Source organism: Vibrio tapetis subsp. quintayensis (assembly GCF_030409945.1).
GTDB lineage: Bacteria > Pseudomonadota > Gammaproteobacteria > Enterobacterales > Vibrionaceae > Vibrio > Vibrio quintayensis.
Map to the genome: position 1 here is coordinate 329,975 of NZ_JAUFQV010000028.1, position 15,963 is coordinate 345,937.

At 41.9% G+C, this 15,963-nt stretch carries 12 protein-coding genes; 4 read left to right on the top strand and 8 right to left on the bottom strand.

The features are described from left to right. The first annotated feature begins 34 nt into the window (after positions 1 to 34). On the top strand, positions 35 to 460 hold the full coding sequence (locus QWZ04_RS14875; RefSeq protein ID WP_290329047.1) for a glucosamine-6-phosphate deaminase: 426 nt from the start codon (positions 35 to 37) through the stop codon (positions 458 to 460). Between the two features lie 26 nt (positions 461 to 486). Here the strand turns inward: QWZ04_RS14875 and QWZ04_RS14880 are convergent, their stop codons facing one another. The 5 genes from QWZ04_RS14880 to QWZ04_RS14900 form a co-directional block, all read right to left on the bottom strand. After that, positions 487 to 1,023: an MltR family transcriptional regulator gene (locus QWZ04_RS14880; protein WP_290329048.1), complete on the bottom strand. Its 537-nt coding sequence runs from the start codon at positions 1,021 to 1,023 to the stop codon at positions 487 to 489. Between the two features lie 47 nt (positions 1,024 to 1,070). After that, on the bottom strand, positions 1,071 to 2,222 hold the full coding sequence (locus tag QWZ04_RS14885) for a mannitol-1-phosphate 5-dehydrogenase (RefSeq protein WP_290329049.1): 1,152 nt from the start codon (positions 2,220 to 2,222) through the stop codon (positions 1,071 to 1,073). Positions 2,223 to 2,360: 138 nt separating this feature from the next. After that, positions 2,361 to 4,247, bottom strand: coding sequence for a PTS mannitol transporter subunit IICBA (locus QWZ04_RS14890; RefSeq protein WP_290329050.1), 1,887 nt, complete (start codon positions 4,245 to 4,247; stop codon positions 2,361 to 2,363). A 918-nt stretch (positions 4,248 to 5,165) separates the two neighbouring features. After that, positions 5,166 to 6,998 (bottom strand): glutamine--fructose-6-phosphate transaminase (isomerizing), encoded by a 1,833-nt coding sequence (gene glmS / locus QWZ04_RS14895; protein ID WP_290329051.1) that lies wholly within the window; start codon positions 6,996 to 6,998, stop codon positions 5,166 to 5,168. 61 nt (positions 6,999 to 7,059) lie between these two features. Beyond that, positions 7,060 to 7,824 (bottom strand): DeoR/GlpR family DNA-binding transcription regulator, encoded by a 765-nt coding sequence (locus tag QWZ04_RS14900; RefSeq protein ID WP_290329052.1) that lies wholly within the window; start codon positions 7,822 to 7,824, stop codon positions 7,060 to 7,062. Positions 7,825 to 8,259: 435 nt separating this feature from the next. On the opposite strand from QWZ04_RS14900, the gene pykF reads away from it, so the two are divergent. The 3 genes from pykF (at position 8,260) to QWZ04_RS14915 (ending at position 13,113) form a co-directional block, all read left to right on the top strand. Further along, the gene (pykF, locus tag QWZ04_RS14905) at positions 8,260 to 9,672 is read left to right on the top strand and encodes a pyruvate kinase PykF (RefSeq protein WP_290329053.1); all 1,413 of its coding nucleotides are present in this window, start codon (positions 8,260 to 8,262) and stop codon (positions 9,670 to 9,672) included. Positions 9,673 to 10,003: 331 nt separating this feature from the next. Further along, positions 10,004 to 12,037, top strand: coding sequence for a TonB-dependent receptor domain-containing protein (locus tag QWZ04_RS14910; protein WP_290329054.1), 2,034 nt, complete (start codon positions 10,004 to 10,006; stop codon positions 12,035 to 12,037). A gap of 398 nt (positions 12,038 to 12,435) precedes the next feature. Beyond that, positions 12,436 to 13,113 (top strand): GntR family transcriptional regulator, encoded by a 678-nt coding sequence (locus QWZ04_RS14915; protein ID WP_290329055.1) that lies wholly within the window; start codon positions 12,436 to 12,438, stop codon positions 13,111 to 13,113. Positions 13,114 to 13,139: 26 nt separating this feature from the next. On the opposite strand, the gene QWZ04_RS14920 is transcribed toward QWZ04_RS14915, so the two are convergent. The 3 genes from QWZ04_RS14920 to ilvN form a co-directional block, all read right to left on the bottom strand. Beyond that, positions 13,140 to 13,271 (bottom strand): hypothetical protein, encoded by a 132-nt coding sequence (locus QWZ04_RS14920; RefSeq protein ID WP_290329056.1) that lies wholly within the window; start codon positions 13,269 to 13,271, stop codon positions 13,140 to 13,142. 188 nt (positions 13,272 to 13,459) lie between these two features. Then, positions 13,460 to 15,340 (bottom strand): sensor domain-containing diguanylate cyclase, encoded by a 1,881-nt coding sequence (locus QWZ04_RS14925; protein WP_290329057.1) that lies wholly within the window; start codon positions 15,338 to 15,340, stop codon positions 13,460 to 13,462. Between the two features lie 127 nt (positions 15,341 to 15,467). After that, positions 15,468 to 15,962 (bottom strand): acetolactate synthase small subunit, encoded by a 495-nt coding sequence (gene ilvN, locus QWZ04_RS14930; protein WP_102521054.1) that lies wholly within the window; start codon positions 15,960 to 15,962, stop codon positions 15,468 to 15,470. Position 15,963 lies beyond the last annotated feature (1 nt).

Sequence of the window (15,963 nt, forward strand, 5' to 3'; positions counted from 1 at the left end):
CACCTTTCTAGTGAATTAATTTAAGGTTTAAGACATGACACCACAGACCGACAATTTAAAAAATTTGGATAATGAATTACTGCCTCTACTTGGCTCTGCTCTCGTTTCAATTCAAGAAGTTGAATACCATCTTTACAAGGTGATTCACGGTCTTTGCAAAGATCATCATTCAACTGACATCCAAGTAATTAAAGCGATGACTTCAGATCAGTTTTTAAAAGGAACATCTGTTGAGGTTAAGCCAACATTACTTCTATTACAGAAAGAGCTTGCCGATAAACTGCCACTTTCAATTAATGAAATATCAAATTTCATCTACCAAAGAAACCTCGTTACTAACAAGTTTTGGCATGCCATCAGCTCAGATGCGAGAGAGTCAGAAAAACTGGCTGATCCAATATTATTTTTAAAAAAACTACTGGTTCAGTGTGAAGAGTGGGTATCGCAGGTTAAGCGTTAAAAGATACAAATAAACCGGATGCAACACTAAGAAGTAAGCAAATTATCTCGAGAAAGCTGTTGATGTATATCATTTACTGCGAGAACAATGGTAGAGCGGACCTTTTGAAAGTGACGCTCTAAAAACATCATTTTCATCTCTTCCGACATGCCGTCAACCAGCTCAGGAGAGTAATCGATTGGCATCATTTTTTGAATTGCATTAATGCGGTTAAGCTCAAAGACGATGTCTTGATCCCAGAAGTCAATTTTTCCCTCCTGCACTTTCACCCACTCTTTAAGAGTAACGAACACTTCAATATCGTCGTAAACACCTTTACTAATAACACCTAAGCCAAGCAACAATTTTGTCCGTACGAGAATTTCACCGAGCGGACCATCATTGGTTAAAAGTGGATCAACGACAAATTTCACCGCGTAATCGTCTTTATGGAAAATACTTTTCAGCAAGGCATCAAGCATGTCTTCCAAAACATCGTAGGCACACAACAAACACTCCGCAGCATTTACGGACTCTGCAAGTTCTTCTAATAATTCCGATTCGTGTCTTGTGTGTATTGGCATGGCTATTCTAAAAAGAGACAGTGCCACTTTCGTGACACTGTTTAGGGTTAAGACTTTAATGCTTGATAAGCTTCTAGCGCTAGTTTAACAACTTCTGCGTCTTTATCCAGCCCAGAATAGTGGGCCAATGTCTCAGCAAAGCCTTTTTCTGCAAACATATCCTGAAGTTCAACCGCTTGCGGATCGTCTTCATTCTTGTAATGGAATGCAGCGGCGATACCATTAAGTAAATGCTGGTTTGGGAGGCCATATTCAAGTGTGCCATTTAGTGGTTTTACTAAACGATCTTGTGGGCTGAGCTTACGAATTGGCTGACGGCCAACGCGGTCAACTTCATCGCGCAAATATGGGTTCGCAAAACGACCGAGGATTTTTTGGATATAAGCCGCGTGAGCATCAGGATCAAAACCGTATCGCTTGATCAACACCGCGCCACTCTCTTCCATTGCCGCGGTAACTTCTGCACGAATGGCATCATCTTCAATCGAATCTTTAATCGTTTCGTGCCCAGCTAAAACACCTTGATATGCCGTGATTAAATGGCCGGTATTGAGTGTAAACAGTTTTCGCTCAACAAACGCCATCAAGTTATCGGTACATTCCATGCCGGGAATATTAGGAATGTCACCTTTAAATTGTGTCTGATCGACGATCCACTCACAGAACGTCTCGACCGTTACTGCTAATGGATCCATTTCACCCTCTTCCGCTGGCGGCACAATGCGGTCGACAGCTGAGTCTACAAAGCCAATATTTTGCTCTGTGAATACTTGCAGATCTTCAGATAAATGTTCAAACACCGCAGCCTTGAGTTGGCTAGTACCACGAACCATATTTTCAGCTGCAATAATGTTCAATGGCGCTGTGTTATTGGCAGCAGCACGCTTTTCAATACCTAAAGCCACAGACTTAGAAATAATTTTAAGAACGGTTGGACCCACTGCTGTTGTGATAATATCTGATTCAGCAACGCGTTCAATCACCGCATCTGTCGCTGAATTTACTGCTGTTACGTTTTTTACTACTTCAACAAGACACTCTTCGCCAACAATCTTTACTGGGTATTCTTTGCGTTCGATTAGAGCGTTAACAACCGTCTCATTTACGTCAGCAAAAGTTACTTCAATACCTGCATCCGATAATAATTTACCAATAAAGCCACGACCGATATTACCTGCACCAAAATGTAACGCTTTCATAATTTAAACCTTTCAAATGTTGAATCTATATAGCAGACGGTTCAACTACTTACCTCAAAACCGTAGGCTATCTAGACTTAAGGTGAGGCCAGGGGGGACTGGCCTCGTTCACTCAGGAGTTAGACTTAAAGCCGCTTCTTATCCATTAAGAATGTTCAGAACATCGGCAGGGTTAGATGTGTTCTGCAAGCGTTCCAATGCTTCTTCGTCATCAAGTGAATTCGTTATCGCCATCAACACCATATTGTGTTCATCACCTTGAGCGGCAATGCCGATGACCATTTTCGCAATATCGTCCTCTTCTTCACCCCATTGAATACCGTCAGGGTACTGACAGAACACGATACCGGTTTTTTGTACATACTGTTTTGCTTCGATAGTGCCGTGTGGTACCGCAATCGACTCACCAAGATACGTAGTAACAAGTTCTTCACGAGCAAACATGCCGTCCACATACTCAGGTGCTACATTGCCTAACTTCACAAGCTGTTCGCCTGCAAATTTGATGGCTTCGTTTTTGTCTGTTGCTTTTAAACCTAGGAAGATTGCATCATTCGTTAGCGCTAAGCCTTCTTCTTTCTTTTCCACAACAGCTACCGAAGCTTCAGACTTTTTTACACCACCTGTCTGGGCTTCTACTAAGTCAGCGACTAGCTTGTCGTAAACCGCGCCGTCTAGAAAATTATTCAATGACATGTGCATTGCGCTTGGCATGGTGTTTCGAGCTCGGTCTGTGAGATCTTTGTGCGTAATAACCACTTGAGAATCAGCAGGCAAATTATTGATTGCGTAGTTAGTAACGGTAATATTAAGACCAGCGGCGTCTACTTTCTTTCGCAATAGACCAGCACCCATGGCACTCGATCCCATACCAGCATCACATGCTACGTATACTGCTTTTACATCCGCTAGATTTACGTCAGCGCCAGACACTTCACCTTTAGAAGATGATTTCATATCTTTCATTTGCTCTGATGCTTTCTCTAGTGAATCTTCACTGTCATCTTGCGAGCTTGTTTTAAGTAAGATTGAAGCCACGATGAACGATACTGCAGTCGCTGCAAGTACTGACAGTACAACACCGATGTAAGAGCCTTTTGGTGTCATCAGTAAAATTGCAAAGATTGAACCTGGAGATGCCGGAGAGATAAGACCAGAGCTGAACATTACGTTAACGAATACACCGGTCATACCACCCGCGATAACCGCTAGGATTAGACGAGGGTTCATCAGTACGTATGGGAAGTAAATTTCGTGAATACCACCTAGGAAATGGATGATAGAAGCACCAGCAGCTGACTGCTTCGCACTGCCTTTACCAAATACCATGTAAGCAAGTAGCAAACCAAAACCAGGACCTGGGTTTGCTTCAATCAAGAAGAAAATTGAACGACCTAACTCTTCAGATTGTTGAATACCAAGAGGAGAGAAAATACCGTGGTTAATTGCATTGTTCAGGAATAGTATTTTTGCAGGCTCTACGAAAATAGATGCCAAAGGAAGCAGACCTGCCTCAACCATCGCGTTAACGCCGGCCGCTAAACCACCAGACAACATTTTGACTGCAGGACCAATTAGGTAGAACGCAATCACAGCGCAAACCATACCAATGATACCAGCAGAGAAGTTGTTCACGAGCATTTCGAAACCACTCTTCACTTTTCCGTGAACAGCTTCATCGAATTTCTTAATTGCGATACCACCAAGTGGACCTACAATCATAGCACCCATGAACATTGGGATATCGGTACCAACAATAACGCCCATTGTGGTAATGGCACCTACGACCGCACCACGGTCACCACCGACCATTTTACCACCGGTATAACCAATAAGTAGTGGTAGTAGGTATGTGATCATTGGGCCAACAAGAGCGGCTAACGTTTCGTTTGGCAACCAACCTGTTGGAATAAATAGAGCAGTAATGAAACCCCACGCAATAAATGCGCCGATGTTAGGCATTACCATATTGGATAGGAAACGACCAAAATTTTGAACTTTGATCTTAGCTTCTGGAGATAACATAAGGGTAACCTCGTAATGTCTCATATTGTATTGGATGACCAAATGGCCGAAAGTGTGTGTGTCAAAAGTTAATCAAAATGTAACACAGCTTTTCCAAAACGCAGTGTCACGGCCTATTTTGAGATCTAAATCACACCACAAATAACAACAAACAAGACTAAAGGTGATCTAGGTCACAATTAGCGCCTGTCCTTAAATTACACAGCCCCTCAACTGATAATAACTATCAATAACTAGTGATACAGATCACAATATACCCATTACAACCAATTAAATAATTAGTGATTAACATCACACTTATAATTATTTAACCCTAGCAAGTTGAATTTTGAGGTCACTTATCAGGCTAATGGCGAGTAAAAAGTAAGCTAAATTACCATCAATTCAAATTATGTAATTTAATTACACTCCATAATTGCGCTCGTTTTTTGTTTTTTTGTTTAAATAATGGAAACGAGCTTGAGTCAAAAGAGATAAATGAGGGCTGTCGTTCTTGGGATTACCACGAAGACATAGTTTTCATTTGAAGCAAATGGTGGGCATTACCTTTGCTACTTAAAGTAGATAGAAAACTAATGCAGCTATTTCTTAGGCTAATTAGGAATACGGAGACCGTTTCACACATCGCGGAATCAAACAGTAGCTATGCACAAAGATCGACCTGACCGAGCATTAAGGCCATCAAGTAATGTGTGTTGAAATGAGTATCATGGAAATACGGAGAGTCTAAAACGTCGGCAAAGAGCAATAATAAGAAAAGATTGGCTGCGGGATTGAACCCTAATAAAAAAAACCGGCAGGCTAAAAATTAGCCTAACCGGGTTTAATCAATGTGAAACTGTCATATCTAGAATTTCACATTGATATGTATCAGAGTCGTTTTCGTCTAGAAAAATACGAATAGCTGCTAGAAACGATTTACTCTACTGTTACTGCTTTAGCAAGATTTCGGGGTTGATCTACATCAGTGCCTTTAATAAGCGCGACGTGATATGACAACAGTTGCATTGGTACTGTGTAGTAGATAGGCGCGATAATGTCATCTACATGAGGCATTTTGATGATCTTCATGTTCTCATCACCTTCAAATCCTGCTTTTTCATCAGCAAATACATACAGCAGGCCGCCACGAGCACGTACTTCTTCGATATTAGATTTTAGTTTTTCTAATAGTTCATTTGTAGGTGCAACCACGACAACAGGCATATCAGCATCGATTAGCGCCAAAGGACCGTGTTTCAGTTCACCCGCTGCGTACGCTTCTGCGTGAATGTAAGAAATCTCTTTCAACTTGAGAGACGCTTCCATCGCAATTGGGTAGAACTCGCCACGACCTAAAAATAAAGTATGGTGCTTATCTGCAAAGTCTGGGGCAAGAGCTTCAATTTCTTTATCAAACGCAAGCGCCTTTTCGATATGACCTGGCAACTCATGCAACGATTTCACTATTTCGGCTTCACGTTCTGCGGTCATACGACCTTGGAGGCGGCCAATCGATACTACCATCATCAGCATTGCTGCAAGTTGGGTTGTGAAGGCTTTCGTTGATGCCACACCGATTTCCGTTCCAGCACGGGTCATAAAGGCAAAATCAGATTCACGCACCAGAGACGAACCTGCTACGTTACAAATCGTCATCGCTCCCATGTAACCTTTTTCTTTAGCAAGGCGCAAAGCCGCCAAAGTATCTGCAGTTTCACCCGATTGAGACAAAGTCACCAGTAGGCTGTTAGGACGAACCACAAAATCACGATAGCGGAACTCAGATGCGATCTCTACGTCACAGCTTACGCCAGCAATGGATTCAAACCAGTAGCGGGCAGCCATACCCGAATTGTAAGAAGTACCACAAGCAATAATTTGCACATGCTCTACTTTTTTAAGGATATCTACCGCATTCACACCGATGCTTTCAGTCACTACCGCTTTATCAGTAATGCGACCTTCCATAGTATTAATCAGTGCACTTGGCTGCTCAAAAATCTCTTTTTGCATAAAGTGACGATATTTGCCTTTATCACCCGCGTCATGCTCAGCATTAGATTCGGTGATTTCACGCTCTACCGGATGACCATTCACATCAATCACGGTCACTTCACGACGCGTAATTTCTGCGACATCGCCCTCTTCTAGGTACATAAAGCGACGAGTTACGCTAAGTAGTGCTAGTTGATCTGATGCTAGAAAGTTCTCACCAACACCAAAACCAATCACAATCGGGCTACCTGAACGGGCAGCAACAATGCGGCTTGGATCTTTACGATCAACGACGACAGTACCGTACGCACCATCAAGTTGAGCGGCCGTTTTTTGAAGTGCTTCGACAAGTGTTTCTGATGTACGACGTTCCCACTCAACTAAATGAGCGATAACTTCAGTATCCGTTTGTGAAAGGAATACGTAACCGCGCTCTTGAAGTAAAATACGTAACTCTTCGTGGTTTTCAATGATGCCATTGTGTACAACAGCAATATCACCAGAAACATGTGGGTGTGCATTCGCTTCAGAAGGCTCACCATGGGTGGCCCAACGGGTGTGAGCAATACCAGTACCGCCAGATACTTCCTGAGCGTTAACCGCATCAGCTAACTCTTGAACTTTACCTAAGCGACGTACGCGCGTTAGTTCGGTTTTTTCGTTAACGACAGCGACACCGGCTGAGTCATAACCGCGATATTCAAGTCGACGTAAACCTTCAACTAAAATTTCAGCCACATCACGTTGTGCTACCGCACCCACAATTCCACACATATTAACTCCATTATATTTCTGTTTGTTTCGTTTCCAGCAAGCAAAAAGGGAAACAAAGAATTTATCTCGCTTGTATGACTCTTACGCCACAAGCTTCTATTGTTTTTACTGCCTCAGCTTCGATATCACTGTCTGTAACTAGGATATCAATGTGTTGCCAAGACAATTCTAAATTAGGTATTTTCCGGCCAATTTTGTCTGATTCGATCATAACAACCACTTCACGGGACACTTCTGCCATCACCTGGCTCAATCCGAGCAGTTCATTAAAACTGGTTGTGCCTCGTAATAAATCAACACCATCAGCACCAACAAACAGTTGATCAAAATCATACGACCTAAGCACCGACTCTGCCACTTTGCCTTGAAAAGATTCGGAATGCGTATCCCAAGTCCCACCAGTCATAAGCAAGGTCAATTCAGACTCCAGATCATTTAACGCGTTTGCTACATGCAATGAGTTGGTCATCACAACTAAGCCACGTTTATCACTGAGTTGCTGGATAAGCGCTCCTGTTGTACTGCCACTATCAATGACTATCCGATGATGGTCTCGAATAAGTGTCGCAGCTGCTTGAGCAAGCTTTACCTTCCGAATCGAAACCTTATTATGTAAATCGTCTTGAACGACTTCTTTCGGCAAAGAAACGGCACCGCCATAACGGCGCAATAGGAGGCCACTAGTTTCTAATGTAGCCAAATCCTTTCTTATTGTGACTTCTGAGGTTTCAAATTGTAGGGACAACTGCTCTACACTGACCTCTCCACACTCTTCTACCAGTTTAGAAATAGCATGCCTTCTAAGCTGCGTGTTTCGTTTTGACATCAGTTTACGATCCAATAAGTTTCGATTCGTAAGTATTTTAATCAATTCGAAACTAATTTGTCTATTTTTTTCACTCTAAAAAATAATTAAATTGCGACAAAACTTTGTCCTAAGACAAGTCATAACCGTGATATTTTTAAAATTCGGTGGTAGAATCCTCCACCGAAAAGAAAATAAATTACATAATTTTTCGTTATTTTTTTGCAACTGCGACCAGTTGGATTGTTAGAAAACGTGAAATTTCGGTCTTAAATGCACGAGAATCACAGTGCCAGACTGAACTATTTAGAAGAATTCGCTTAGTTAAGCGTAACTCGATAACAAAATAGTAAAGAAATACAACATTTATGATTTGTTGTAATTTTCTTTCTTTTGTCGGTTACCGGCCAAGCACACAAATTGAATTAAAACTATACTTATCGGAGAGTATCTTCCATGAAAAAGACCAAAATCGTATGTACGATTGGCCCTAAAACTGAATCTGTAGAAAAGCTGACTGAACTAGTAAATGCAGGCATGAACGTAATGCGCCTGAACTTTTCTCACGGTGACTTCGCAGAACACGGTACTCGTATCTCTAACTTCCGCTCTGTAATGGAAGCAACAGGTAAGCAACTCGCTATCCTGCTTGATACTAAAGGTCCTGAAATCCGTACTATCAAACTAGAAGGCGGCGATGACGTTGATCTAGTAGCTGGTCAAGAGTTCACTTTCACTACTGATGCAACGGTAGTTGGTAACACTGATAAAGTAGCGGTAACTTACCTTGGTTTTGCAAAAGACCTAACGGCTGGTAACACTATCCTTGTTGATGACGGCCTAATTGAAATGGAAGTTATCTCAACTTCTGAAACTGAAGTTAAGTGTAAAGTTCTTAACAACGGTGCTCTAGGCGAAAACAAAGGTGTTAACCTTCCTGGCGTTTCTGTTCAACTTCCAGCTCTTTCTGAGAAAGACAAAGCTGACCTTAAATTCGGTTGTGAGCAAGGCGTTGACTTCGTTGCTGCTTCTTTCATCCGTAAAGAAGAAGACGTTAAAGAAATCCGTGAGCTTCTAAATGCTAACGGTGGCGAGAACATCCACATCATCTCTAAAATTGAGAACCAAGAAGGTGTAGATAACTTCGATTCAATTCTTGAAGCTTCTGACGGTATCATGGTTGCTCGTGGCGATCTTGGTGTTGAAATCCCAGCTGAAGAAGTAATCTTCGCTCAAAAAATGATGATCGAGAAGTGTAACCGTGCACGTAAGATGGTTATCACAGCAACTCAAATGCTTGATTCTATGATCAGCAACCCACGTCCTACTCGTGCTGAAGCAGGCGACGTTGCTAACGCAGTAATGGACGGTACTGATGCAGTAATGCTTTCTGGCGAAACAGCTAAAGGCAAATACCCAGTAGAAGCTGTAACTATCATGGCTCAAATCTGTGCTCGTACTGACGGTGCTCTTAAAGCAGAACTTGGTTCTCGCCTAGACAGCCCTCGCCTACGTATCACTGAAGCAGTATGTAAAGGTGCAGTAGACACAGCTGAGAAATTGGCTGCTCCGCTTATCGTTGTTGCTACTGAAGCAGGTAAATCTGCACGTTCTGTTCGTAAGTACTTCCCAACAGCAAACATCATCGCTGTAACAACGAACCAAAAAACGGCAGCTCAGCTTGTTCTTACTAAAGGCGTAACTCCAGTACTTGTCGATTCAATCGAAAGCACTGATGCGTTCTACGTTAACGGTAAAGAAATTGCTCTAACTTCTGGCCTAGGCAAGAAGGGTGACATCGTAATTATGGTTTCTGGTGCACTTGTTGCTTCAGGTACAACTAATACTGCGTCTGTTCACGTTCTATAAGAATAAGAACACGTAAGCCGAAACAGCAAAGCCGAGTGTGTCATTCACTCGGTTTTTTTTACGCCTGCATTGTGTCAAACTGCTTTTCCTTCCACTTCATCGACCGCACCAGTAATACATCCCAGCATAAGCGTTCAACCACAACTGATAGCCTGTAAATCGTCGTCTCGAGAAAAATAACACTTGGCTTATCTAAGTAGTAAATACATAAGGTCATTTGTTCTCACTGCATATCTCAATGTAAATTTTGTAAATGATATCAATTATCATTTACAAAATGTTTCAGCATTCATACAATTATTGATAGTTTACTCAAGGATTCACAATAATTATGAAAGTTCAATATCTTGCAGTGGCCATTTCCTTGGCTCTTACTTCGCTTAACGCTATATCTGCTCAAGAGGAAGCAGATGAAACTATGGTCGTTAAAGGCTCAGCTTTGGAGCAACTGGTTCAAACTCAGATTAACTCTGAAACTCTTGAACAAAAGCAAGCATCTGACACAAAAGACATTCTAAATACCATGCCTAGTGTTACCGTCGATGGTAACGCCCGATACTCACGCAAGGTTTTTGTCCGTGGTTTGGAAGACAAGTTCTCCGTTGTCACCATTGATGGCGCAAGACAAGAGGGACAATTGTTCCACCATAATGGCGATCAAAGCATTGACCCAGAAATGCTCAAAGTCGCTGAAATAGAACTGGGAGGTAACTCTGCCTTATCTGGTTCTGGAGCAATTAACGGCACATTTAGCTACGAAACTAAGGACCCCAGCGACTTACTTAAAAATGGGGAAAAAATTGGAGCGCGAGTGAAGACCGGCTACCAAACAGGGTACGAACGTTTCACAACTAACGTCGCTCTCTATGCTCAATTAAACGACAAACTTGAATTTCTCGGTATCGCAAACTATTCAAAAGATGGCGAACTGCATATTCCTGACCAAGATGCGGTAACGTCAAAGCAAGGCACACTCAAATCAGGCATGGCCAAAGTGGTATTTATGCCCAATGATGTCAACGAATTCAAACTGACATTAAATCGATACAGTGATGGTGGGGAACGACAGCTATCTGGTGAGAAGAGCGGTGCATTGTACGCAGACGATCAACACAAATTTAACTCTGTCAATCGAGACACCATTACCTTACAACACCATTACGACGCGAGCAGCGATCTAGTAAACCTGAAAACCAATGTTTACTACAATCGCCAGTATATGAATCGTGACGCTCAAGTGGCCGTCAATTGGACTCGTCCAGGAGGTAAATGGACAAAAGATGGCACCATCTCTATTCCAGATCGTGAATATAACGTCACGACAATAGGTGGCGACATCCGAAATATTTCCTGGCTTGGCGAGCACGAATTAACGTATGGATTAGATGGTTATAAAGCAAAGCAATGGATCAACTCCGGTGAAGGCCAGATCCTTTCAGGCTCAATGCAAGGCCAGACAAAACAATACGGTATGGATGGCGGAACAGTGACGGCATATGGCCTTTACATCCAAGACCGTTTCGAAATCAGTGATTTTATTCTGACTACCGGTTTGCGTTATGATACCCACGTCCTTGGTGGTGTATTTGAAGGCAATTTCAATCAATTGTCACCTAAGTTCAAAGGTCAATATCAAGCAACTGATGACCTAACTCTACGCGTTGGTTATGGCCGTTTGTTTAAAGGGGCTGCGTTGCCTGAAACATTGACGATGAAAGCAGCCAGTGATGTAAAACAATCTGATACTGAGGCAATGACAGGCCATAACTATGAAGGTGGTTTTGATTACGACCTAACGAGTTTGTTAGTATCAGACAGTGCCGTACTCGGTTTTACTGCCTTCAATTACAACCTCGATAATCAAATGCACCCAACGAAAAACAATACCACACTTGCCAATCAGTATGATGTCGAAGTCTGGGGTGTAGAAACCGTTTTTAACTACATTTGGAATGACATCAATTTATACGCCAACCATTCTTATTCCAAAGGTAACAAGACATCTCTTAGCAACAATAAAACAAGCCATATGAATAAAACTGGGATTCACAACGTTAAGGCAGGAGCTAAGTATCGAGCCACTGAAGAAGTCGTATTTGGTTGGGATTCAAGGTTTGTCCCTGGCAATGAGTATGATGACACGGATGGTGAAACCATTTCACGCGCAGGTTTCGGTGTTCATAACATCTGGGCTTCCTATAATCCAACCTTTGCAAAGAGCTTAAGCGTTAACGTTGGTATTGATAATCTGTTTGATAAGTTATATGCAGAACATACAGGTTTTGGTATTTCTTGGGGGTCAAAAAAATACACAAGCTATGAAGTTGGTCGTAACTTCAAAGCCACGGTGGCCTACAACTTCTAATCTCATTGTTCAATAGATAAAAAGAGGCTGATACGTTGCTGCCAGCCTCTTATTTATTCGTCGCATTTCCCTCTCCCTTCGACGTCCACATAGCACTGACTTCCTCATGAAATCAACATTAGATCATAAGGATGTGAGCCTCTTTTTCTTTCTAATATCTTGCTCTACGTGACCTGCGCCTAAATGATCGTTAATTGTGTTCACTTTTATACATAAAGACAAAAAATATAAAGGGCCTACCCACTTTTTTTATTAAACGGCTTGTCCACATATTCCGCATGGCGTATTATCAAGTTACTGAGCGTAGGATGATAAGACATCATATTTATTAATCTATTGTCCCGTAATATGTTCAGTGTGAATGGAATCCATACAAAAGAAAGAATAACGAGGAAATCGTGTCGAGCCCTACTCTTACTGACAAAGTGTCGAAAATGATCCGCGAGGATATTTTGAATGGCAAACTAGCACCAGGCCAAAAGCTTGTTGTTGCTGAGCTAAAAGATAAGTACCGTGTTGGTGCTTCACCAATTCGCGAAGCGTTAGTACAACTATCGTGGAGCAAGTACGTGCGCTTAGAACCACAAAAAGGCTGTTGGGTTGCTCCTATTTCAAAAACCGAATTGTTTGACCTATTCGAAAGCCTTAAGGTCGTATCTTCAGTGTTACTTCGCAAAGCTATAGAAGTTGGAGACGAAAGCTGGGAATTAGATGTTCTGTCTTCCTTCCATAAACTCTCTAGAATTCAACACGCACAAAGCGACTATAACAATCATGAATGGGAAGAACGTCACCACAACTTCCATACCGCACTTCTTGAAGGCTCAAATGCCCACACAATGTTTAGCTTTTTCACAGAAATCAATCAACAACTTAAACGTTACCGACATCTCGTCCTTAACTCTAACCAGTTTGAAGGCCAAGATTTCATTAATATTGATGAGAACGAAAAGCTGATGAAATCGGTTTTGGCAAAAGACGAGCAACAAGCTCTAACGACTTTGGAATTGCACCTTGCAGAGACAATGGCCAAAATCGAGCAAGTCATTGAAGTAGAATTGGCTGAAGCTGAATAAAAAAACCGAGGCATTCGCCTCGGTTTTTACCATCCAAAGAACTCTTTGTGATGCGTATTAAGCAATACGATCATCGCTAAGAAGTAGATAGCACTAAGCTTTATGCCTAACACCATCAAAAGACCGATCGTCAATCTCACCAAAAAATGCGCGTACATAATAAAACCTCTTATGCCACATCCTTTTTATGTCGTTCGCTATTTCCGTTGCAAAAATGGGCTGTCACTAAAATGGGTGAGTAAGTGTACTCATTCATTATTTTAGTTCAAATTTTGAACAGCATTAGACTTTAGTCTAACTGTACACATTTTGTGACATTTTTGCTCATTTATTAAACGCTAAAATCCTAAGCGACATCACTACTACTCAAGCAAGTTGATACGCAATTACGTCCAGCAGCCTTAGACTCATATAAGGCAATGTCCGCAAACTTATAACTGCGTTTGGTGTCTCCAATAATATCTGTCACGCCAATGCTGACGGTTACATGAATCGTCTTTTCAATTTCCACGGCGATTCTTAAGCGATTAAGCATCACATCAAGCGACTTGAGTTCAGTATTGGGCAGAATAATAGCAAATTCCTCACCGCCAATTCGGGCGAGGAAGTCCGTATCACGCAGCTGTTTGCCCAGAACATCGCCCACTTTGTGGATCACTCTGTCTCCTTCATCGTGACCAAACTGATCGTTTACTCGTTTAAAGTGATCGATATCCACCAGCACCAAACAGCTGTGGTACTTATTACCATAACGCTCAACCAAGTTGGATTGCTTTTGCAACTCACTATCAAATTTACGTCGATTCCAGCAACCTGTTAGTTCGTCTCTTTCACTTAAATGACGTAACCGTTCTTCCAATGCTTTTCGCTCACTAATATCAACAATCGAAGTCACGAAGTATCGGCTACGCAATTTAAAGTTAACCATTTTTTGAATGCGAGTAATGGCAGTAAACGATTCGCCTGATGCTTTAATGCTCGACAATTCACCTTGCCAGAACCCCCCATTCTTTAAACCGGTTGCAAGATCGATCAACTGTGACTGCTTGTGTTTTTCCATCAATAGTTTTAACGCATTGCACCCAACAATGGCGTCGTTTTCAAAGCCCGTCATGCTTTCAAACTCTTTGTTTACTTTAATGATTCTATGACGACTATCAGAAATCATTACAGCAGACATACCATGAAGCGCCGCTCTGGCTAGCTTACTTTCAAGGCTTCGCTTTCGATATACGTGGATAATGTAGGTCATGGGAAAAGCGAACAACAGCATTCCCAACAACGTCAACAGAGCTTTATGCATAAGGTTATCGATTTCACGCTGCATCCCTTTTTTCAGCGTTCGTTCATCAAAGCTGATGAGTAAATAAACTTTGTGCCCTGCCATAAACTCTACATTGCTAAACACATACAGGGATCCTTGTTCAAAATAGTGGCCACTCGGTTCGTGCAGCATTTCATCCCAAACTTTTGGTCTCTGAAGAGCAAAGTTATGCTCACTCCTATCTGGTAGCAAATAACCAAATAATTTATTTCGCTGGCGGCTAATCAAGTAGTCACCCTTGGTGGTGAGTACTTCAGGAATGAACTCACTTTTAGGGGAGAAATCTAAAATAGTACTGACGTACCACACATCCAAGTTAACCAGGATGTAGCCTAAGCGCTGACCATTGTAGTGAACCGGTGTGAATACCGTTAAAACAGGTTGATATGGACGGAGTAATTCGCCATTGACTCTTTTTAAGTCAACGCCCCAACTTCCAACCTGTCCTTTTTTTGTTGGCATTGCAAAACTAAAAAAAGCCTCCGGTACGATCTCTAAGTCGGATTCATTTCGCGGAGTGAGCTTAAGATCATTGGCATAGCTTACCCCCAATTCAGACTTACCATCTAATGTAACAAGGCGTATATCGGTGAACCACTCTTGTGCACCGGCCACCGAAATCCACATATCTTCGACTAAAGTCTTATTATGCTCATTGGGTGCTTTTAGGTAATCAAACAAATAGTGGCTATTGCCCAGCAATTCCATCGTCGAAGAAAGCTGAGCTTGAATATCATGAAATTCACGTTTGCTATACGTAAGTTGATTGAGGCTATCGTTAATTAGTTGGGCTTGATGTTGTTCAATGATGTTTTGATAGCGGTAGTAACTATAAGTAGCCACTGACAACCCAGATAGCAGGCAGGCGAGCACTAAGTATATTAATACATTCTTCAGTTTCACTTACCACTCCAAAATAACAAAGATGACATTATACCCTTGAATCACGCTCAATAAAAAAGCCACTTCGGTTAGGAAATGGCATTTGACTAAATTTATGATAGAAATTGTGGTTCTACATGATACCTAACTAGGCTTTTAAGGCGTGCTTACCTCTAGCAATGCCAACGACACCACTACGAGCAACCTCAATAACATCGGTCACCTCATTTAACGCCGTCACACAGGCATCGAGCTTTTCGCTTGTACCCGCTAACTGCACAGTATATTGAGATGCAGTGACATCCACGATTTGTCCTCTAAAGATATCGGCAGTACGTTTAACTTCAGCACGAGCAAAGCCGTCAGCTTTCACTTTCACTAGCATCAATTCGCGCTCTACGTGCTCGACATCCGTAACCTCTTGAACTTTTAGCACATCAATCAACTTATGCAGTTGTTTTTGAATTTGCTCAAGCTCCATGGCATCACTGGCCGTCGTAATATTCAAACGGGACAGTGTTTCATCTTCGGTTGGTGAAACCGTCAAAGACTCAATGTTATAACCGCGCTGAGAAAACAGCCCAACTACTCGTGACAAAGAACCCGGTTGGTTTTCAAGTAATAATGAAATGATATGTCTCATA

What these genes read in the sequence shown, in the direction of transcription:
- QWZ04_RS14875 (WP_290329047.1), top strand. Translation starts at nt 35, where the DNA reads ATGACACCACAGACCGACAATTTAAAAAATTTGGATAATGAATTACTG.
- QWZ04_RS14880 (WP_290329048.1), bottom strand. Translation starts at nt 1,023, where the DNA reads ATGCCAATACACACAAGACACGAATCGGAATTATTAGAAGAACTTGCA.
- QWZ04_RS14885 (WP_290329049.1), bottom strand. Translation starts at nt 2,222, where the DNA reads ATGAAAGCGTTACATTTTGGTGCAGGTAATATCGGTCGTGGCTTTATT.
- QWZ04_RS14890 (WP_290329050.1), bottom strand. Translation starts at nt 4,247, where the DNA reads ATGTTATCTCCAGAAGCTAAGATCAAAGTTCAAAATTTTGGTCGTTTC.
- glmS (WP_290329051.1), bottom strand. Translation starts at nt 6,998, where the DNA reads ATGTGTGGAATTGTGGGTGCGGTAGCACAACGTGATGTGGCTGAAATT.
- QWZ04_RS14900 (WP_290329052.1), bottom strand. Translation starts at nt 7,824, where the DNA reads ATGTCAAAACGAAACACGCAGCTTAGAAGGCATGCTATTTCTAAACTG.
- pykF (WP_290329053.1), top strand. Translation starts at nt 8,260, where the DNA reads ATGAAAAAGACCAAAATCGTATGTACGATTGGCCCTAAAACTGAATCT.
- QWZ04_RS14910 (WP_290329054.1), top strand. Translation starts at nt 10,004, where the DNA reads ATGAAAGTTCAATATCTTGCAGTGGCCATTTCCTTGGCTCTTACTTCG.
- QWZ04_RS14920 (WP_290329056.1), bottom strand. Translation starts at nt 13,271, where the DNA reads ATGTACGCGCATTTTTTGGTGAGATTGACGATCGGTCTTTTGATGGTG.
- ilvN (WP_102521054.1), bottom strand. Translation starts at nt 15,962, where the DNA reads ATGAGACATATCATTTCATTATTACTTGAAAACCAACCGGGTTCTTTG.